The 20638-nt window shown below is 40.9% G+C and carries 18 protein-coding genes; 6 read left to right on the forward strand and 12 right to left on the reverse strand.

Features of this window, described 5'->3' with window-relative positions; translation table 11 throughout:
- Positions 1 to 14 precede the first annotated feature (14 nt).
- Positions 15 to 1916 carry an alpha-amylase family protein gene (locus HR060_RS11140; RefSeq protein WP_246283147.1) on the forward strand — a complete coding sequence of 634 codons (1902 nt, stop codon included), beginning with the start codon at positions 15 to 17 and terminating at the stop codon, positions 1914 to 1916.
- A gap of 109 nt (positions 1917 to 2025) precedes the next feature.
- Here HR060_RS11140 and HR060_RS11145 read toward each other — a convergent pair whose 3' ends face one another.
- From HR060_RS11145 to HR060_RS11155, 3 genes are read right to left on the reverse strand one after another with little or no spacing between them, the layout of a single operon-like run.
- Positions 2026 to 3042 (reverse strand): LPP20 family lipoprotein, encoded by a 1017-nt coding sequence (locus HR060_RS11145; RefSeq protein ID WP_174200373.1) that lies wholly within the window; start codon positions 3040 to 3042, stop codon positions 2026 to 2028.
- The gene (locus tag HR060_RS11150) at positions 3032 to 3643 is read right to left on the reverse strand and encodes a penicillin-binding protein activator LpoB (protein ID WP_174200374.1); all 612 of its coding nucleotides are present in this window, start codon (positions 3641 to 3643) and stop codon (positions 3032 to 3034) included. The genes HR060_RS11145 and HR060_RS11150 overlap by 11 nt, the downstream gene beginning before the upstream one ends.
- An 11-nt stretch (positions 3644 to 3654) precedes the next feature.
- Entirely contained in the window at positions 3655 to 5373 is a 1719-nt protein-coding gene (locus tag HR060_RS11155; protein ID WP_174200375.1) for a COG3014 family protein, read from the reverse strand.
- A gap of 173 nt (positions 5374 to 5546) precedes the next feature.
- Here HR060_RS11155 and HR060_RS11160 point away from each other — a divergent pair, with 173 nt between their 5' ends.
- The 4 genes from HR060_RS11160 to HR060_RS11175 all read left to right on the forward strand — a co-directional run bounded on the left by HR060_RS11160 (position 5547) and on the right by HR060_RS11175 (position 11833).
- Positions 5547 to 6128 carry an LPP20 family lipoprotein gene (locus tag HR060_RS11160; protein ID WP_174200376.1) on the forward strand — a complete coding sequence of 194 codons (582 nt, stop codon included), beginning with the start codon at positions 5547 to 5549 and terminating at the stop codon, positions 6126 to 6128.
- 458 nt (positions 6129 to 6586) lie between these two features.
- Entirely contained in the window at positions 6587 to 7663 is a 1077-nt protein-coding gene (locus tag HR060_RS11165) for an efflux RND transporter periplasmic adaptor subunit (RefSeq protein WP_174200377.1), read from the forward strand.
- A gap of 9 nt (positions 7664 to 7672) precedes the next feature.
- Positions 7673 to 10831: an efflux RND transporter permease subunit gene (locus HR060_RS11170; protein ID WP_174200378.1), complete on the forward strand. Its 3159-nt coding sequence runs from the start codon at positions 7673 to 7675 to the stop codon at positions 10829 to 10831.
- Positions 10832 to 10900: 69 nt separating this feature from the next.
- Positions 10901 to 11833 (forward strand): Gfo/Idh/MocA family protein, encoded by a 933-nt coding sequence (locus HR060_RS11175; RefSeq protein WP_174200379.1) that lies wholly within the window; start codon positions 10901 to 10903, stop codon positions 11831 to 11833.
- 1 nt (position 11834) lies between these two features.
- Here HR060_RS11175 and HR060_RS11180 read toward each other — a convergent pair whose 3' ends face one another.
- From HR060_RS11180 to HR060_RS11195, 4 genes are read right to left on the reverse strand one after another with little or no spacing between them, the layout of a single operon-like run.
- On the reverse strand, positions 11835 to 12350 hold the full coding sequence (locus HR060_RS11180; protein WP_174200380.1) for a TlpA family protein disulfide reductase: 516 nt from the start codon (positions 12348 to 12350) through the stop codon (positions 11835 to 11837).
- Complete coding sequence (locus tag HR060_RS11185; RefSeq protein WP_174200381.1) at positions 12337 to 12792, reverse strand: hypothetical protein; 456 nt, start codon at positions 12790 to 12792, stop codon at positions 12337 to 12339. The genes HR060_RS11180 and HR060_RS11185 overlap by 14 nt, the downstream gene beginning before the upstream one ends.
- Positions 12793 to 12800: 8 nt before the next feature.
- On the reverse strand, positions 12801 to 13583 hold the full coding sequence (locus tag HR060_RS11190; RefSeq protein ID WP_174200382.1) for a hypothetical protein: 783 nt from the start codon (positions 13581 to 13583) through the stop codon (positions 12801 to 12803).
- Entirely contained in the window at positions 13576 to 14976 is a 1401-nt protein-coding gene (locus HR060_RS11195; RefSeq protein WP_174200383.1) for a deoxyguanosinetriphosphate triphosphohydrolase family protein, read from the reverse strand. The genes HR060_RS11190 and HR060_RS11195 overlap by 8 nt, the downstream gene beginning before the upstream one ends.
- A 196-nt stretch (positions 14977 to 15172) precedes the next feature.
- Here HR060_RS11195 and HR060_RS11200 point away from each other — a divergent pair, with 196 nt between their 5' ends.
- Positions 15173 to 15724: a hypothetical protein gene (locus HR060_RS11200; protein ID WP_174200384.1), complete on the forward strand. Its 552-nt coding sequence runs from the start codon at positions 15173 to 15175 to the stop codon at positions 15722 to 15724.
- A 63-nt stretch (positions 15725 to 15787) separates the two neighbouring features.
- Here HR060_RS11200 and HR060_RS11205 read toward each other — a convergent pair whose 3' ends face one another.
- The 5 genes from HR060_RS11205 to HR060_RS11225 all read right to left on the reverse strand — a co-directional run bounded on the left by HR060_RS11205 (position 15788) and on the right by HR060_RS11225 (position 20605).
- A complete protein-coding gene (locus HR060_RS11205; RefSeq protein WP_174200385.1) occupies positions 15788 to 16279 on the reverse strand; it encodes a DUF4124 domain-containing protein in 492 nt (163 codons plus the stop codon).
- Positions 16280 to 16461: 182 nt separating this feature from the next.
- Complete coding sequence (locus tag HR060_RS11210; protein ID WP_174200386.1) at positions 16462 to 17754, reverse strand: sensor histidine kinase; 1293 nt, start codon at positions 17752 to 17754, stop codon at positions 16462 to 16464.
- On the reverse strand, positions 17754 to 18452 hold the full coding sequence (locus tag HR060_RS11215; protein ID WP_174200387.1) for a response regulator transcription factor: 699 nt from the start codon (positions 18450 to 18452) through the stop codon (positions 17754 to 17756). The genes HR060_RS11210 and HR060_RS11215 overlap by 1 nt, the downstream gene beginning before the upstream one ends.
- A gap of 8 nt (positions 18453 to 18460) precedes the next feature.
- A complete protein-coding gene (locus HR060_RS11220; protein WP_174200388.1) occupies positions 18461 to 18895 on the reverse strand; it encodes a Spy/CpxP family protein refolding chaperone in 435 nt (144 codons plus the stop codon).
- A gap of 27 nt (positions 18896 to 18922) precedes the next feature.
- Complete coding sequence (locus HR060_RS11225; RefSeq protein WP_174200389.1) at positions 18923 to 20605, reverse strand: fused response regulator/phosphatase; 1683 nt, start codon at positions 20603 to 20605, stop codon at positions 18923 to 18925.
- Between the last annotated feature and the right edge of the window lie 33 nt (positions 20606 to 20638).

A 20638-nucleotide genomic window follows, 5' to 3' on the forward strand; every position in this document is an offset into this window, starting at 1 on the left:
AAAATAGATTTATAATGATGAAACAATTTTCAAAAAAACTCATGCTAGGTTTATCGGTTGCAGCGTTAACGGCTTGTAGTCAGATTAGTCATGATAAGCCTTCACAGGACGCGCAATTGAACCAAGCAGAACAGGTAAAACAAGAAAAAGCCATTGTTTACCAAGTGTTTACCCGCTTATTTGGAAACACTAATACCACCAACAAACCTTGGGGTACGATTGAAGAAAATGGCGTGGGTAAATTTAATGACTTTACCGATACAGCCCTTCAAGGCATTAAAGAGTTAGGGGTCACTCATATTTGGTACACAGGTGTACCACATCATGCCGTGATCCGCGATTACACCGCCGAAGGCATTAGCAATGATGACCCCGATGTGGTTAAAGGCCGTGCAGGTTCACCTTATGCGGTTAAAGATTACTACACGGTTAATCCAGATTTAGCAGAAAACCCTGCCAATCGCTTAGCTGAGTTCGAAGCTTTAATTGCCCGCACACATAACAATGATATGAAAGTGATCATTGATATTGTGCCTAATCACGTGGCACGTAATTATCAGTCGTTGGCAAAACCAGCGGGTGTTGAAGATTTTGGCATCAGCGATGATACGTCTGTGGCTTATAAGCGCGATAACAATTTTTATTATGTTGTTGGTGAAGCGTTTAAAGTACCAGAAGCTGAAAATGATTATCAGCCTTTAGGTGGAGAACGTCATCCACTTGCCGATGGTCAGTTTGATGAAAACCCAGCGAAATGGACAGGTAATGGCTCGCGCTTAGCGCAACCAAAAGCCGGTGATTGGTACGAAACGGTAAAAGTGAATTACGGTGTACGTCCAGATGGCAGTAAAGATTTTCCTGAATTACCAGTAGGTTTTGCTGATAAAAACTATCAAGCGCATTATGCGTTTTGGGCTGATAAAGACGTACCTAGCTCTTGGGTGAAATTTAAAGACATCGCACTTTATTGGACAGCCAAAGGCGTTGATGGTTTTAGATACGACATGGCCGAAATGGTGCCGGTTGAATTTTGGAGTTATATGAATTCGCATATCAAGATGCAAAACCCTGATGCTTTTTTACTGGCCGAGATTTATAACCCGAACGCTTATCGCGATTATATTTATTTAGGCAAAATGGATTACTTATACGATAAAGTCGATTTATACGATACGTTAAAACCTGTGATGCAAGGTAAGGGCAGTACCGATAATATTGTTTCGATTGCCGATCGCTTTGATGATATCGAGCATAACTTACTACACTTTTTAGATAACCATGACGAGCAGCGTATTGCCAGCCCTGAGTTTGCTGGGGACGCCAATAAAGGCAAACCTGCGATGTTAGTGTCTGCGACGATTTCATCAGCGCCTATGATGATCTACTTTGGGCAAGAAGTTGGTGAAGATGGCTCAGAAGATATGGGCTTTGGCAAACCAAGCCGTACCACTATTTTTGATTACGCTGGCGTACCTGCTCACCAACGCTGGATGAACAATGGCAAGTTTGACGGTGGTCAGTTAACGGCGGATGAAAAGCAATTACGCGATTTTTACGTGCGTTTACTTAACTTTAGCCAAACCAGCACGGCTTTAATGGGGCAATACCAAGAACTGCATTCGGTTAACCGCTCGGCCAATCAAAACTACAGCGACCGTTTGTTTACTTATCTGCGTTTTGATGAAAACGAAAAGCTATTAATTACCGCTAATTTTGCCAATAAAGATTTAGGTGAGATTGAACTGTTGGTCCCACAATCGAATATCAAAGCGTTAGGTTTAGCGGATGGTGAATACCGATTAACTGAACAGCTTTACGGTGAGCAAACGGCAAATTTGGTGGTGCTCAATGGCCAAGGCCGAGTAAAAGTGAAATTTGATAAGTTGGCGAGTTTAATACTTAAGATTAATCGTTAATCGCTTAAAGAATTTTACCTCCTTTTTTTTAATAAGGTCTGGATGTGTTGTGCACCCAGACCTTTTTTTATTCCAGTCAATACAATTAAGCAACACAGCCCTACATAAGCTAATTTGCGAAACTGGCTTGTATTTGCTGACCAAGTTGTTGGTTAAATCGTTCACCTAATTTAGCAATGGCTTTTTGTTTGGCATGTGATGGCTTACCTGAACCTGCCTTGGCTTTAAAGCTAAATTCTGCAATCTTCTTATCTGAAAAATATAAGCTTATTGGGCAAAGAGCCGTAGCAAAATGGGTATTACTTTGCTCGTGTAGCTGCCAGTCAATTCGATAATCCAAAATAAAGTCAGCCTGCTGGCGATCGGTTAATAAAAAGCCTTGTTTGGTCAGTGCACTTGATAGCTGGCTATAAGCATCGGTTTGGGAACTGCGACTAACGTTTTGTACTATCGCAAATTGGGTATTTTGCCAAATCGCATTCGCTTGATTTAACTGAGCACGCGTAAGTTCGCTCAACATTATTTTTTGGCTTTGAAATTGCGCTAAGCCTTGGTTGAGCTTATTTCTGTGTGCCATTTTCTGTTTGACTTGAGCGGCCAATTTTAGCTGTTTAAGTTTGTCTTGCGCTTGGGTGAGTTCGAGCTGATCAATTTGTAGATCAACTTGAGCAATTTCATGCTCTAACAGGGCAATGGCTTTGGCCTTATCAAAAGCAGCTAAGACATAGAAGGTTTTGTTGCTTTTATCGTGATAGCTTTCAATTAATTGCACACCTTGTAAGTTCTCAGCCGATGTTGAACTTTGAATATTTTCTGTCACTTGATAATCAAATTGCTGCTGATTACCCGCCTGATGTAATTGGCTATCTGCTGCTAATGTGACTGCAATCGTTTTCGCCAATTCAACGCGTGCAGCATCATTTGCTCGTTGTTGAGCCGTTGCTACAGAGTCAGTGATAGTGGCAATACCAATTGCGTAGATATAACGACTATCTTGTGGTGTTTGGCTTAACCACAAAGGCTTGCTTTGGCGACTATTACTATGCGTTTTATCTGTACTGCTGCAAGCAGATAAAAGTAAACAAAGCGAAAGCAAACCCAGTAGGGAGAAGTGTTTATAACGCAACGTTTGCGCGCTCCTGATATTTTTGGATTTTCTTCTGACCATTCCACACTTCTCGGTTGGTCGTCATATCAATTAATCTTAAGTCCACTTGGTAAAACGTAACGCGTTTCCCTTCAAGCTGATCGACAAAAGAGTTAATTGAACCCGATAGCGCATAATCTGCACCGTGCTCTTGTCCCATTTCATTTTGCGTCGCTAAACTTGCGTTAATTTCTTGATCTTTACGCTCTTGGCGAATGTCACCTCGAGTATCCGCATCAGCAACAAAGTCTGCTTTACCTGTTCTTAATACTGCGCGTTTTAAATCATTGATAAAGGTTTCTACCGAGATGTGTTGATGTGATTTATTACGCACGTTTTGTACGATAATCGCTGGGCGGTTGTCATTGTTGCGGTAGTGTTGGCTGACCCAAGGAAAACTCAGCATATCGTCTATCATCGCTTCTGCGACTAATTGTGAATCCTTGCCGTTCCAGTTATCGGTTAATGCTCTTTCTTCATTGGCATCGATGCGTTCAACTTTTGTTGAGGTCGATTGGCAAGCGCTCAGTGTTAAGCTCGCTAGCAGCGCCATTGCCAGTGTAGATTTTGAATTGATCATTTTTGACATCCTTATAAAGTGCCACTTTTATTCAAGTGATTGGATATAGGTGTATCGGCAAAGGTTCTGACATGCCACAAGCTAGGTCGCTCAGGTTTGACATTAATTTCAGTGCTTTGCGTGTTAATTTGTCCAGAGTTAAAGTAGGTCACTAACTTAATTTGGTTAAGACCAGCTTTAACTGGGATCCTTTTAAAGTTGATATTAGCAGGTAAACTGAGCCAATTTCGAGTATCGGCCGAGGCGTTTATCGCGTTTATTGTCGCTGTAGCGATTTTAGCTAAATCGCCCCAAATACCTTGTTTGTGTAATCCCACTTCTTTAATTGCTTTTTGCGCCATGAGTGCTTTTACTAATTCTCTGACCAATGCCGCTTGAATCTGACTGTTGGCAATGCGCAACTGCTCTTGTAATGCGATGCGAGCAATTGAACTGGCAGGCATTAATTCACCTTGCAATTGACCGTTGAGCCAAACTTGGGTTTTACTAATTTTTTGCTCTGGCGGTGGGTAATAAGGCACCGAAATACGCGCACCAATTTGTAAGGCATCGAGTAAGCCTAAGCGTTTAACATCGTCCCAAATAAAACTCAGTGGTATGCGTTTGGTAAATTGCCCCATGACAACGTTACCCAAATCACCCAATGCGTAGTTTTGCAGAATATCTATGATGTCGGTATCGGCATACAGCATTTCGAACCAGCGCCATTGGGCTTGTCGCTCTTTATAGCTACCGGTGACAATGGGTGTTAACACTAAAGACTTGGTGTCTTTATCGATTCTCAGCAGCATGTTTAAGTTTTGTCTTTTTGGCGCCGTGCCAGCATGTTGAATAACGATGATATCGGTCGATTCTGGCGTTAGGGATGCCAGTTGTGCGCGCTGTTGGTTATTGAGCTTATTGTTGGTGATGATATCGAGTTCATTTTGATAACCACCTGCTAAGGTCATGGTTTTTGCAACATCAAACCAAACTTGTTGTAACCCTTGATTTCCAAGCTTGTATTGCTGAGCAAAGCCGTTTTCATAGCTTTGTGCCGCTTGTGTGTATTCAATGCGGGCACTGTCTAATTCGCCACTCATTTCATACAAAATACCAGACATATAATGGGCAAACGCATCGTCTCGATAAACAAACTTATCGACATGGTGATCCCGGCCCAGTGATTGTTTGAAAATTTGTAGAATTTGATAAGCTAATGTCGCTTCGCGATTAGGTTGGCGCGGTGCTTGATAGCCACCCGTTTTGTGCTTTAACTCGTTCAACCTAATGGCTAATCGTCTCACTTCTACTAGAGCGGCATCTAGTTTTGCTTGATCTAATTCGGCTTCTTGTTCAGCCAGTTTTAGGTAATTGAGTGCTTTGTAGTAGTTGATATAGGTGTTTTCAAAAACAAAGCCTTTGTAGTTTCTCAGGTTAGGGCCTGTCAGCAATACCGACACTTCTTCAGTCAACCTAGTCGTAAAGAGCTTTTCACCAATATCTTCAGCTTTATCAAAGTGCTGGTTACTGACCAGATATTGACCTTGAAGGTGCTTGAGCATACCCATTTCAAGGTGATAGAGCAGCTGGTTTCGACCGGTTGATGAATATCTTTGGCTAATGGCCTGTTCAGCTTGGGTGTAATTACCGGCTTTTAATTCTGTGATGGGGTCGGCATGTGGTTGAAAACCACTGGCGCAGGCAGACAGCAAGCTAATGAGCAAAAACAGTTGGACTATTTTTAACATTTAATTGCACACGCCTTGCTGACCATAAGATATTGTTAAATTAACTTAAATTTCAAATAACGACTCTGTCGTTGAACCTAAATTATTGATAACTTGTAAGATTAAGCTGCCATAATATACTGGCAACAGCTATTCTGTAACTAATTTGACAAACAAATAATAAGGATGATGTCATGAAAGCTTCTAAGCTATTACTCGCAGCTACGGTTGCAACTGTTCTTGCTGGTTGTAGTAGTGCGCCAGATTCGACTAAAGCTTCTGAGTCAAAAGCTGGGATCCCAGATTGGGTATTAAACCCAAAAGTTGAAAACGGTATTGCTGCTGCAGATTGCGTTAAATACTCTGGCAATATTTCATTAGATCGCAAAATTGTGACGGCTAATACTCGTCTTGCCTTAGCCCAGCAAATTGAAACACGTGTTCAAGGGTTAGATAAAACTTATGCCCGTCGTACAGACTCAAATGAAGAAACATCTGTAGGTATGAACTTTAGCTCTGTGTCTAAGCAAATTACTAATCAAAAGCTAAATGGTTCACAAGTGGTTAAAACGGATATTATCAACATTGGTGATAAAGACCATTACTGTGCATTAATGACGTTAAACCCTGAGCAAACTAAATTATTATTTGCTGATATTTTAAAACAAAGCCAGCGTTCAATTGATCCACAGCAAGAAAAGTTCTTATACGAAGAGTTTAAAGCATTCAAAGCAGAGCAAGATCTTGATAAAGCGATTGAGTCGTTAACAGACTAATTTAATGCGCTTTGTGTTTTAAGAGGGAGAAGGCTCCCTCTTATTGTTTTTGTTCACTTTTTTTGACAATACCTGCCATTTTTTCACCCTTTTTTATTGCTGAGTTTTCCTACCTTTTTATAAATCCATTACATTTGTCACTATAGTCAAAAAACGGACTTTGGCATGCTGATACCATCTTCATTATCTTTACCTTGCTGAAAAGTCACTTGGGCGGATCTATAAGGTTAAGTAGATGATTGTTTGGCACTATGTAGTGGTCATTATCTTAGCTGTGCCTTAACGAATGTTAAGTTTGGTTAAATTTACCAATTATTAGTCATAAAGCTTAATAATAGAAAGTTTGAAATTGCATCTCACTGAAAAGTAAGCCTTTTATTTTCTGGCTTGTTTTGTGCAATAACATGCTGGTATGGCTAATTTAACAAAATTAAAAAAATTGATAGAGGGATTTTCCTATGGGAACCATTCGAACCAATCTGAGTAATAAACCTTGGATTCTCGCTTTAATTATTTCCTTGTTGCTAATTGTTTGGATGTCTAGTGGTCAAGCAGAGCAGGTAGCAGAACAACCTGAAGAAAAAGCTGAGCAAGCTTTACAAAAAGTTCAGGCTGAACGTTTTATCGCTGAACCAATCGCAAAAACAATCGCTTTATATGGTCGCAGTGAGCCTGATCGTCAGGCAACGCTTAAAGCTGAAGTGCATGGTCGAATTGTTGAAGTATTCGAAAAACGTGGTGCAGAAGTTAAAAAAGGTGAGCCGTTGGCACGTATCGCCATTAATGACTTAGAGGTACGTTTGTCGAGTGCTAAAGCGTTGGTTAGACAAAGAGCAATGGAATACAAAGGCTTAAAGTCTTTATCTGATAAGGGCTTACAAGATGAATCTCGTCTTTCATTAGCAGAAGCTAACCTTGCACAGGCAAAAGCAGAAGTCAGAGCGTTAGAGATCTCTATTGAAAATACACTGGTGGTTGCACCTTTTGACGGCGTGGTGAATGAACGTTTTGTCGAAGTAGGTGATTTTGTTCAGCGCGCGGATCCCATCGCTCAAGTCGTTGACTTAAATCCATTAATTATTCGTGTGCAAGCCAGTGAGATTGACGTTAATTACTTATCTAAAGGCCAAGCAGCCGATGCTAAGTTTGTAAATGGTCAGCATCAGATTGGTAAGATTCGCTATATCGCCAGTTTGGCTGATACGAACACCAATACTTTTGAAGTTGAAATTGCGATAAATAATGATAACCGCCAATGGAAAGCAGGAGCGAGTGCTGAAGTAGATATTGCTTTAAATAAGCAAATGGCCATTAAAGTGACTCCAGCGGTATTAGCTCTGGATGAAAATGGTTCTATTGGGATCAAGTCTGTTAAAGATGGCGTTGTGAACTTTAGCCCAATTGAAATCATTAAAAGTGAAGAAGACGGTGTTTGGTTATCGGGCTTAGGCGATCAAGCTGACATCATCACTTTGGGACAAGGCTTTGTTCGCGAAGGCGACCAAGTTGATGTTAGCTACAAAGCGGTAAACTAGGAGCCAGTCATGTTAGGAATGATAAACGCTGCTATCAGTCGAGGTAGAACCGTTTTAATGATTTTTATGCTGCTTTTGGTAGCGGGCTCAATTACTTATAGCCAAATTCCAAAAGAAGCCGATCCTGATATTACGATCCCTTTCATTTATGTTTCTATTCCTTATCCTGGCATCTCTCCTGAAGATGCTGAGCGTATGTTAGTGCGCCCGATGGAAAAAGAGCTAAGAAGCATTGAAGGTATCAAAGAAATGAAAGCAACGGCCAGTGAAGGGCATGCCTCTGTCACTATGGAGTTTGTTGCAGGTTTTAATGTCGATACCGCTTTGGCCGATGTCAGAGCAAAAGTCGCGGTAGCAAAAGGTTATTTACCGTCTGATACAGAAGAGCCAACTGTTCATCAGGTCACGTTAGCCAATGAAACCCCAGTGATTACTGTGATTTTATCTGGCCCTATCTCTGAGCGCGGTATCTTGATGGTTGCGCGTGAATTAAAAGACAAATTAGAGACGTTAGGCGAAGTACTAGAAGTCGATATTGGTGGCGACCGTCGTGATATTCTTGAAATCATTGTCGACCCACTCAAGCTAGAAAGCTATGGTCTTGATCAGTCCGCTATCTTTGATTTAGTGAGTAAGAACAACCGCCTTATAGCCGCAGGTACTATGGATGCGGGAGCTGGTCGTTTTGCGATTAAAGTCCCTTCAGTGTTTGAAACGGTACAAGATATTTGGGAATTACCCGTAAAAGTCAATGGCGATAAAATTGTTACTTTTAAAGATGTAGCGGAAGTTCGTCGTTCTTACATGGATCCAAGCACATTTGCTCGCTTGAATGGTGAACGTTCAATCTCACTTGAAGTGAAAAAGCGCCCAGGTGAAAACGCCATTGAAACGGTGCAAAAGGTTAAAGCGATTGTCAATGGCGCGTCTCAATTGGCTATTTGGCCAAATGCAATGAATATCACTTATACAGGCGACCAATCAAAAGACGTAAAAGAGATGTTGTTTGACTTACAAAACAATGTGTTATCTGCGGTTATTTTGGTTGTTATTGTCGTTGTGGCTATTTTAGGTGCGCGAACGGCCGCGTTAGTGGGTATTGCAATCCCTGGTTCGTTTTTAACGGGGATCTTGGTGCTTGCCATCTTTGGTTTGACCATTAACATCGTGGTGCTTTTTGCGCTTATTATGGCGGTTGGTATGTTGGTTGACGGTGCGATTGTGGTCACCGAATATGCAGACCGATGTATGAGTGAAGGCATGGAAAAGCGCCAAGCTTATTTAGAAGCTGCAAAACGTATGGCTTGGCCAATTACCGCATCAACTGCAACGACACTTGCTGCTTTTGCTCCACTGCTATTCTGGCCAGGCATTATGGGTGAGTTTATGCAGTACTTACCTATTACCCTCATTGCTACCTTAGCTGCCTCTTTATTTATGGCACTGGTTTTTGTACCCACTTTGGGATCTATTTTTGGCAAGGCTCGCCCACTCAGTGCTAAAGCTAGAAAGCAGATGTTACAAGCTGAGCAAGGTGACTTAACTAAGTTAACGGGTTTTACTGGTAAGTATGTTCGTGCGTTAGATAAAGCGATTCGCCATCCGGTGAAAGTATTATTCGCGAGTATCGGTATCGCAATTGGTGTGTTTATCGCTTATGGCGCATCAGATTTAGGTGCTGAATTTTTTCCAGATGTTGATGGCGGTGGCATTAACATTAGCGTTCGTTCGTATGGCGATTACTCAGTTTATGAAAAAGATAAAGTGATGCGTCAAATTGAATCTCGTTTGATGGATATGGATGAGATTGAAACGATTTATACGTTAACGGGTGCCGATGGTGATATTGGTCAGATGCGTCTTAACCCTGTTGATTGGCAACAGCGACGTAAGTTAGACGATATTGTGGCAGAAGTTCGTGAACGCACGGCAGATATTTACGGTATCGATTTAGAAGTGCGCCGAGATGAAAATGGTCCTGGTGGTTCTGATAAAGACTTAAAAATTCAATTGAGTTCTCGTTTCCCAGATAAAGTCGTCGAAGCTGCGCATATCTTGAAAAAGACCTTAGCTAACGATGCTAAATTTACCAATGTTGAAGATGACGCTTCAAAACCAGGTATTGAATGGCAACTGATTGTTGATCGTGCCGATGCGGCTCGCTTTGGTGCTGATGCAAGTTTGGTCGGTAATACTGTTTCTATGGTGACAAACGGACTGCAAATTGGCGATTATCGTCCTGATGATGCCGATCGCGAAGTGGATATTCGCGTTCGTTTACCTGTGGAAAATCGTCACTTAGGTCAACTCGATTCACTTAATGTCCAAACTCCATATGGGTTAGTGCCAATTAGTTATTTTGTTGAGCGTAAAGCCGCACAAAAAGTTGAATCTATTCATAAGGTTGATAGTAAAAAAGTCATTACGGTTATGGCTGATATGGCTCCTGGCGCGTTATTAAATCAAGAGTTACCTAGAATGCAGGAAGTCTTCCCATCGCTTGGCATTGATCCTAGTGTGCAAATAGAAGTAAAAGGGCAAAACGAGGAAGAAGCGGAATCTTCAGCTTTCTTGATTAACGCTTTTGCAGTCGCTCTTTTTGTGATGGCCATTATTTTGGTTACGCAATTTAATAGTTTCTATCAAGCGTTCTTAATTTTGAGTGCCGTATTATTCTCAACGGTTGGGGTATTTCTTGGTTTGCTTATTGCGCAAAAACCATTTGGTATTGTGATGTCAGGTATTGGGGTGATTTCATTAGCCGGTATTGTGGTAAACAACAATATTGTATTAATTGATACGTTTAACCAAATGCGTAAAAAAGGTATTGAAATCAGAGAAGCCATTCTTCGAACGGGCGCTCAAAGGTTACGCCCAGTATTGATGACAACGGTTACTACCATCTTAGGTTTAATGCCTATGGTGCTTGAGATGAATGTTGATTTAATGAATCGCCTAGTCTCATTTGGCGCGCCTTCAACTCAGTGGTGGTCTCAACTTGCCACTGCCGTTGCTGGTGGTCTCGCTTTTGCAACATTGTTAACCTTAGTACTTACGCCTTGTATGCTAATGATGGGCGTCAATACGCGTGCGTTCTTTGAACGCCGTAAAGATAAAAAGCAGCAGGCGCTACGCGATGAAAGTGGTGAACTAAAAACGGTTGCTTAATTCAGACGCAATTTTATTTTATAAAAAATAAGGCCAGCTATGCTGGCCTTATTCTGTTAGGGAGTAAACATGTTAAAAGTGGCTATGGTAGGGTTAGGTGATATTGCGCAAAAAGCATATTTACCGGTAATTGCTGGCATGAGAGAACAGGTCGAGCCCATATTATCTACCCGTAATGGGCAAACATTGGCAAAACTAAAAGCACAATATGCAATTGCACAGGTTGCGACTGACTATCAACAAGTACTGCAGATGCAACCTGACGCCATAATGATTCACAGTGCAACAGATAGCCATTTTAAACTAGCTAAACAAGCGATAGAGGCGGGAATTGCTGTCTTTATTGATAAGCCTGTCAGCTATAAGCTGGCTGAAACTGAGCAATTAGTAAATTTAGCCAGCCAAAAAAATCAGCCTCTATTTGTTGGTTTTAATCGCCGTTATGCACCGGCTCATCAGGCGTTAAAAGCTGATTTATCAGGAAATAATCCAGTACATATCAACTACCAAAAGCACAGATACAACTTGCCCGATGAGCCTCGAATTTTTGTGTTAGATGACTTTATTCATGTCTTAGATAGTGTGTGTTTTTTTGCCGGTATCGACACCCAGCTTAGTTATGATAATTTGCAGGTTTTTAATCATAAACAAACCTCAAAGTTGGCACATGTTCAAGTTCAGTGGCAACAGCAAGGCATGCTGTTAACCGCGCAAATGAATCGGTTGAATGGGCGAACCGAAGAGCACGTTACTTGTTATGGTGAAAACAAAACTTGGCAGGTGAGAGACCTTACCGATACTGAATATTATGCAGGTAGTGAAGAGAAAAAAGTATCGGCAAATGATTGGCGCTCAACCCTAGAAAAGCGTGGATTTAACGCCATGTTGTCGAGTTTCTTTGAGCAGGTTGAAGTAGGCCGATCGCCGAATGAACAGTATCAAAGTATTTTAACGAGTCACCAACTAGCCGAGTATGTGACTCGCCAAATAGAGCAGTGCTAGCTTATTGTCTGAGCTCTGCTAGACGCTGTTTTAACGCTTCTTTATTTTGTTGAGTGTAGCCTGATAAGTGTTCAATTAACTCGCGTTTTTCGTTGAAAATCAACATGGTTGGATAACCTTTTACTGAAAATGCTTTTTCTGCTAATCCTTGATTATCATAAAAAACATTCATTTCGTTCAGCGCGTTTTTAGCTAAAAATGCGTCTGCATCGGCTCTTTCCATGTCAATGTTGATGGTTGCAAAGCTGAGCTCTTCCTCAGAGTAATCGGCAAAAAGTGTTTGATAATAAGGTAGTGATTTAACGCAGGGTTTGCACCAAGTCGCCCAAAAATCGACAATCAGGTAACGACCTTGAAAGTCTGCTAGCTTCATTTGGTTATGATTACTTTCAAAGCTGTGTTGCCATATTCCTGTTGCGGTGATGCCTTTTGGTTGATTTATTTGTTGGTAGCTTAATAAGCCAACAGCGAGCGATGCAATCGCAACTAAGAAAATGGTTAATTTAGCTTTGTTCATCAAATGCCTCTGGTGTGTACTGGGCGCAAAGTTTTGCTGTGTTATTGATTATATTGGGGCAGTTAGCATTTTTTACTTTGCGTTTACGGCACTGCGAAACCGACCAGCTGACATTGCCAAAGTAATCTTGAGCGCTCGGTGTACTTTGACAGAAACTAACATCTGGCTTGGCGTGTTCAAAGCACACCGCTAAAAAGTGTTTAAGCTCCATCGTACAAGCGCCTTCTCGACAAGTTAGACTGTCTTCAATTGTCTTTTCAAAGCAAGCTTGTTGCGTATTTTCTTGGGCGTATTCCATGGCTGCATGGTTAGCTAAATCTAACTGTTGGTTGATTTGTTGACTGTTATCTTGCCACCAAAAATGCAATGACAAATAACTCATTACAACAAACACAACTGCCAATACAGGAATGATAAGTTTGGCACTAAAACGAATATTCATAAATGAGGCTACCAAGGTAAATTAAATGTGGTTCTCTTTTGCTGCCATGCCAGTACCGTTTTTTGTTCTGGGTTGGAACAGGCTTGTTGCAATTGTACCTTATCTAATTGTTTCAGTAGAGCCGTTTGATAGTGATCAATTTCATAGGCCAACAAGCATTCTAAACTTGTATGATTTAGCTCTTGCACAATAAATTCTGCAAGCTTTGCATCGAGCTGCTTTACTTGTTTGCCAGCTAGTGTTCTTAATATACGGACTAATGCGCCTTTAGGATTAGGATTGGTCAGTAAAACTGCCTGTAAATGACCTTGAGTTAAGTGATCAAAGTAGTGTTTTGGGGTATGCAATTTATTAGACGAAGGTTGATAAAGAGCTGCGTCCCAATTCATTATCGTGCTATCTAGTAATGACAGGTGGTTCTGATAAACGACTTTTTGTTGACGAAATGCCCAAGTATTTTCTATTGCCCATATATCTAACCACCATTTAGCGCAATACAATCGGTAGCCACCAAATTTATTACGTTCAGTTTTATATACTAAGCTGAGTTTATCCAACAACTTATCTAATTTGTTGATGCGGCAATCAACAACAAAGTCTAAATCCGAATAAAAATTCCTCATCCCTTCTAGAGCAATATCTCTGATTGCACCACCAAAAAGATAAGTCGGGCCGAGTGCTTCTAACTGATCCACGACTAACTGAACTTGTTGACGGCCGGTATTGTGTGATTGAAAAAAACGCTGAAGGCGTTTTTTCAAAACCGGGGCTGAGTGTGCAACGTTAGCCATTTAAAGCACTTAGCTCATCGTGTACTTGAATCAGATAACTATCTGTCATTCCCGATACCGCATCTACGAGTAATTGCGCTTTTCGATAATCTGATGGTAAATCATTGGAGGCTTGTTCAAATGCACGGCGGTAGTTTTCAGAGATACGCTGATAGGCATATTTACTAAATAAATCCGCATTGCGAGTATTTTCAGAATTACTATTTTGCTCTATTCCTTGCCATAGCATATCCATCATATTGGAAATGTAATTATTACCCTTTAACTCTAACTCTAATACAGACTTGTGATTGTAGCCGTGTGCTTTATCAAATGCTTTCATTGCACTGCAAAAAGCATGGGCTTTTGATGCGCTGATTAAGTCATAAGATTCGTTTGCTTGACCCGATAAAATAAAGTCTTTTTGCTCGACGAATGAAGAAACGACGGCATCAACCATGGCGCTAATTGCATATACCCTAAACATCTGCATCGAAACATCATTTAGCTCTTTTGGACTCAGTGATGCTTGTTTGAATTCGGTGTTTTTATTTTTGGCATTACCAATGACTTTATTGGTTACCTCATCGTCTTGGCTATGAGTTTCGAGATGGTCGATAATATCGGAAAATGATGCAAAGCCTTTTTTGACGATATCTTCGGCATCTAGCACTGAATAGGCAATGTCATCACACGCTTCCATAATATAAGTAAAAGGATGCCTGATACCTAAACTTAGCCCTGTTTCTTGCCATACATCCTCGACGATATCTTGTTCAGATAAATAAAACCCGTGTTTTTTCCATTTGGTATTAGCGAGATCTTGAGTAGATGCTGGGTATTTGAGCATAGATGCCAAAGTGGCATAAGTGAGGTTTAAACCATAGCTGTCGTTTAATATTTGTAATTTAGTGACCAACCGGAACGTTTGTGCATTGCCATCAAAACGCGTGAAGTCAGCGGCTAAATTTGGGCATTGGTTAAACAATCCATCGCGTTGCTTGCGTTTAAACCAGGCTTGAATCGCTGTTTCGCCCTGATGACCAAAAGGAGGGTTACCTAAATCATGAACTAAACCAATTGCTGATAATAAAGCGGGAACACAACGGACAATTTCAATTTGCTCAGGATGTGGGAACAGTTCATTGCCATAATCAAACGCCAAGCGTATGCCTATGCTTCTAGCAAGACTGGATACTTCGTGAGAATGCGTTAATCGGTTGCGGACACTGTCATTTCGTTCAAGTGGAAAAACTTGTGTTTTATCTGCCATCCGGCGAGTTGGGGTGGCAAATAAAATCCGGTCGTAATCTCGCTCCAGTTCAATTCGCCCATTTGCCGAAGCAACTGTACTACCCGAGCCGTGTTTATCTTTTCTTCGCTGCCCACTGAGTAAATCATTCCAATCTAACATAACCGCTCCAAATCCCTATTGATGATATTAATGGTAAACCTTGAAGGTAAAGCGGGCAATGGCATTTTTTTCTATATCACTTTCGCTCTGCTAAAACCTCGTTATACTGATAAGAGCCTGTTTTATTTAGATTATCTTTTTCAAAATTGGCCAGACAAGTGGGACCTGATAAATATATGTCGACTAGGGGTTATAAATGACAGACATAAAACATTCTGAAGAACTTGAAAACTGGTGTTATCGAGCGGAGACAACGCGTTTACTTGGCTTATCCATTGCCCAGATTCACATGAGCCTGACCGAAGGTGACAATTCAATTAACACCTTAACTAATTCTTTCCAAGAGCTCGCAACGATTTGTTCGAAAGTTGAAGGTTTGACCCACAGTGCAGAGTCACAAAGTGAAGACGCTTTAGCGCTTGTTTCTAAAGAAGCAGAAAGCATGAGTTCGCATGTTGATGCGGCAATTGTTGCTTTTCAATTTTACGATAGGCTGTGTCAAAGGTTGGAGCATGTTGCGGCAAGTTTAGAAGGGCTATCTGATTTACTGCAAGAAACTGAGAATGAGAATCCAGCAGACTGGCGTCGTTTAAGAGAGCATATTCGCGCTCATTACACAATGAAAGAAGAGCATTTAATGTATGAAACCATCATGCAAGGTGCAACGGCAAAAGAGGCGTTAGAAATATTCAGAGCCCGACTCGCTGAAAAACCAGAAGAGGATGACGGTGATATCGAGTTATTCTAAACAGGAAAAGCAGACATAAAAAAAGCGTTCAAACATGAACGCTTTTTTTATGTCTGTTTGGTATTAGCTGACTTGTCTGACTACACAAGTTCCGCGTTTTAGATAACGCACACCTTGGTTTGAGCTTGTTAACGTCATTGCACTTGATGAGTATTGCTCAATGAACCAACTACCTATAGCCGCGTTGCTAACTTGGATAAAGTCACTTGCAATTGTGTATTGACCTGTTTGCTTATCTTTTACATGCGGTGTGCTGTAACTCACTGTACCTTGAGAGAAAAGCCAGTCTTTAGGGTCGCCCATTGAACGAGAGCCACCTCTTTGATCTGCTTTAGCGTACTGACACCAGTTACCGGCAATTTTGTAAACCGTTCCAGATTTCTTCGTCGTTTTAACTTCGATTTCTTGACCACTAGAACCTGCGTTCTGATAGCTACATGGCGTATCCCTGTACTCAGTCTTTCCATTGACCTTACATTGGTAAACTGCAGCATGAGCATTGGATAGGCAAGTAAGTGAGCTTGCTAGTAAAGCAAATTTAGCAACTGACTTCATATAACTACTCTTTGGTTGATCTGAAAAACGTGTCTAAAAATTAGAGCTGAGAATTAACTATATCATTTCAAATGAGCTTGTCTAATCATATCTTTACGTTTGTTAAATAAATTGATTTCATTAGATATAAAAAGAATAGATAGCCGATTTTATATGTCTTTTCGATGCAATAACATGTATTTTCAGGTGATATGTAACGGTAGTGTAATAGAGATAGATAGGCCTGTATCGCTTGAATTTACTACGTTTTGTACATTTAATTTGCCATGTATACGGTCGATGGCTTTTGCTGCAATCGCAAGACCTAAACCGAAACCTTTGGCGTTAGTCTCTCCACGAGCAAAAGGTTTGAAGATGGTTTTCAACTTCTCTTCATCAATGCCGGGGCCGTGATCTCTGATGGTGATAGTGACACTTTGCTCATCAGAATCGATACTCAGATCGAGTTTTTCATCGGTGTGTTTTAATGCGTTGGCAATAAAATTGTTGATGGCTTTTTGTAATAGGCTTTTATCTGTTGTGATCTCGACATTTTGGCCAGATAAATTAATAACTCTATCGGCGTGTGTGACTTGGGCATTATTAACTTGCTCTGTTAAAAAGGCCTTAACCGAAAAGCATTCTGTATTGCCACTATCTGGAGTGTGTTCAATTCTGGCAAGCGTTAAAATCTCATCAATCATTTTGGTCAATGATTCGATATCTTTATCAATCTGATTATAACTTTTTTGTGGCAAGTCTGCGCTTTCTGCAAATTGTGCCGCTAGGGCATTAGCAACCTGCATACGCGCAATAGGTGCTCTTAGCTCGTGACTGACGTCATAGAGTAGATTTTGTTTGTCATTAATTAGCTGGTTAATGCGGGTCGACATTTGTTGAATACTAATTGCAAGATGACCAATTTCATCTTTTCTTGCTAACAATTTTTGATTCATTTCAACTTCTTGCTCACCGGTAGCAAGGTTTTTGACATGTCTCCTCAGTTGTTTGATCGGTTTTATGATGGTTTTACTTAAAGCTGCACTGAACAAACTGATAATGAGCAATGCAAAAAAACCGCGAATAGGGGAGAAATAAGCTTTGAGTGCTACCCATATTTCGGTTTTATGGGGCAAGCTCAAGTAATTAATTTTGTATTCTTGATCGTTTTTACTGGTAAACGTGAAGCTTTGTATTTTGTGACGCTCTTGTTCTGGGATATTACCGTAAACCTTTACATTTTTTGTTAGGTTGTACATCTCAGAAAAATGAGCCACAGCATTGTTTTGCTCTTTATTGCTCATTATGGGCATGCCTTGCTCATAAAGGCCAACGAGAGGAGAAATGCTGCGTTCCATACGTTGCTCTTGCAGTAGTTGCTGGCGGCTGCTTTCTATATCTAGAATGATTAAAACAGCTGCACTTGTGATGATTGTGGCATTGGTTAGCCACAAAACAAAAAAGATACGCCAAAACAATGAGTCGAATACTTTCATTATTTTATAAACTGATAGCCTTTACCACGAACTGTCTTAATGACGTCGTTTTCTAAACCGGCGGCTTTCAATTTCTGTCTCACTCGACTGACATGAACGTCAATACTTCGATCATAAGCGGTTAACTTGCGGTGTAAAACGCGTTCAGTTAAATCAGCTTTGCTGACTAAGTTGCCGGCGTTATTTACAAGTTCGGCTAAAACTGAAAACTCGATACCGGTTAAATCGACGGTTTGATCTTGGTAGCTACATGTCAGCATCCCCATGTCTAGGTTGACACCTTGGTGATCAATTTGTTGGCCACCTTGTGATTGTGTTGGAGCAGCTTGATAACGACGGACAATCGCTTGAATACGTGCAAGTAATTCACGTGGGTTACAAGGTTTTGCCATGTAGTCGTCTGCGCCGAGTTCTAAGCCAAGAATGCGATCTATCTCGTCCCCTCGACCCGTTAACATAATCACTGGGGTATCGACATGATTGCGAATTGCAGGCAGTAGTTGTAAACCAGTTAAACCTGGCATCATGATATCCAAAACCATGATATCGGGAGATTCATCTTTGTTTAGAGCGGCGAGTAACGGCTCACCATTATCAAAGCATCGCACTGAAAAGTTATTTTGTTCTAAGTATTCAGACAATAACTCAGTTAATGTCGTGTCATCGTCAATTAACCAAACTTGATTTGATGCAGCCATAATGGTCCTTATTGCTTAAAGCTTTGGATTTTGTCTTGCCACTTCTTCATTTTATTGCGCTTTTTGTTGCGCAATTTATTGAGTTTATCTCTTTGCTCTGTGCTGAGTACTTGTTTTGATTCCGCATCAAGCATAATCCTTTGCTTAGTTAACTCTGAGGTTGAACTAGCAATCTTATCGGCGATTTGCTCGGTTTGTTGTAAATAGTTAGCACTGCCAGCGTTTAGCTGAGATAAGGCATCTTTGTCCTGCTTTATTTGTTTTCTTAAGTTATTAAATGTTGATTTATATGAATTTTTAATTTCTAAAATTTTAGAGTGTTGTTGTTCAGATAAATTCAGTTTATTTAAAACTTTTTCCGATAATTGCCAATCATTGGCTAAAAGCGCAGGAGATAAGAGCATTAAGCTCGTTAAAAAAAGAGATTGGGTAAGTTTATTCATGTTAGTCATTCCTTTGCGCAACAGCTTCTACAGCAGATTTGCGGTAGGTTGTTGCTGGTCAATCTTATATTGAACTACCACAGTAGAACCACCGTTACTGTATTCAATATGATGGCAAATTTCGTTGATCAAGCTCACACCTCTGCCATGTTGATTATTTAAGTTATCAAGGTTAGCCATGGCTTGGTAATCAAAGCCTTGACCACTATCTTGTACGGTAAACTGCAAAATGTGCTCGTGTGGTAAAAACTTGGCTTCAATGCGAATGAGCCCTTCGTTGAGGTTATCTAATGCTTCTTGTCGATTGCAGTAATATTGAAAGAAACCATCTTCAGTGTCGTTTTTCGTTGAAGAGTCAAGGTTGAGTAAGCCGTGATCGAGCGCATTGTTGTAGAGTTCAGCTAATAATAAAAATAGCGCAGATCTGTGTTGCTGGACGCCTTTAAAAGCACTGACCATATCGAGTGTATGAGAGACAGGGTCGGTACTTTTTATTTCTTCTGGGCCAATTTCAACTTGAAATTGCCATGGTAGGTTAGCCAGCTCATCATCGTTAGATTGCTCAACTTCTGTAGCGGCTAAACAATGAATTTGGGCAATAGATACGTCGTCTTCTTGCTCAGCGGTACCGCTGAAGCGTTTCAGCGAGCGGATGATATCTTCAATAGCCGCTGTCGGGTTTGCTTGATAACAAGCTTCAAGGCGCTCTTGTCCGAACATATCGCCAGATTCATTAGAAGCTTCAATCACACCATCGGTATACAGGATGATGCTTTCCTCTGGCGTTACTTCCAAGTGATATGCATCGTTATCAAACTCGTTTGCTTCGAGTATACCCAGAGCCATGTGCTGCGAAGGGATTCGCTTTTTCAGCCCTGATTTACTCGAGAGCAACAAACTATCGGGCATACCACCGCTCCAAAGAGAAAGTGTTTTACCGGTTGATGATAATTCGACAATACAGGCCGCACAGAACATGTCATCAGGTAATAGGTGAAGCAGCTGCAAGTTGATTTCTTGTGCAATATCACCAACAGATAAACCTTTAGCCGTCATGGTAAAAAACGTTTGAGCTGTGGGCAATGCGCCAACCGCAGCAGCTAAACCATGGCCGGTAAAATCACCCAATAAGATATAGGCACCACCCATTGGGCTTCGGTTTGTCAGGAATAAATCACCATTGAACATACTGGCAGGCGATAGGTGGTGACGAACAATATGCTCTTCGTAGTTATTGCTCTTTAGTGCATTAGAGAAGATATGCTCAACAATTTGGTGTTCGCGTTCTGTTTGGTTTTGGTGATAAATCAGTGCTGCGTTTTGCTTCGAGATACGAGCAGATTGTTCGCGGCTGCGGCTGTGAGCTTTTATTTTGGCTGATAAAATAACTTTATCGAAAGGTTTTGCTAAGAAATCATCGCCGCCTACTTCTAGGCATTTAAGCATGGATTTTTGATCATCCAGTGCCGTTATGAAAATGATTGGTAAGTGCTTATCACCAGCCATTTTTTTCAAAATGGGGGCTACAGTGTAACCGTCCATTTTGGGCATCACGACATCGAGTAAGATAATATCTGGCTCGATTTCTTTGAACGATTCAATGGCTGCTTCACCATCTGCCGCTAATGATACTTTAAAACCTTCTGACTCCAACATGAATTGGAGCATAGTGCGATTCAATTCCTGATCATCAACGACCAATATTTGCATTTAATCACCTAAAAAAAGAGGGGGAATACAGCT

The sequence above is a fragment of the Marinifaba aquimaris genome (assembly GCF_013328345.1).
Lineage (GTDB): Bacteria > Pseudomonadota > Gammaproteobacteria > Enterobacterales > Alteromonadaceae > Marinifaba > Marinifaba aquimaris.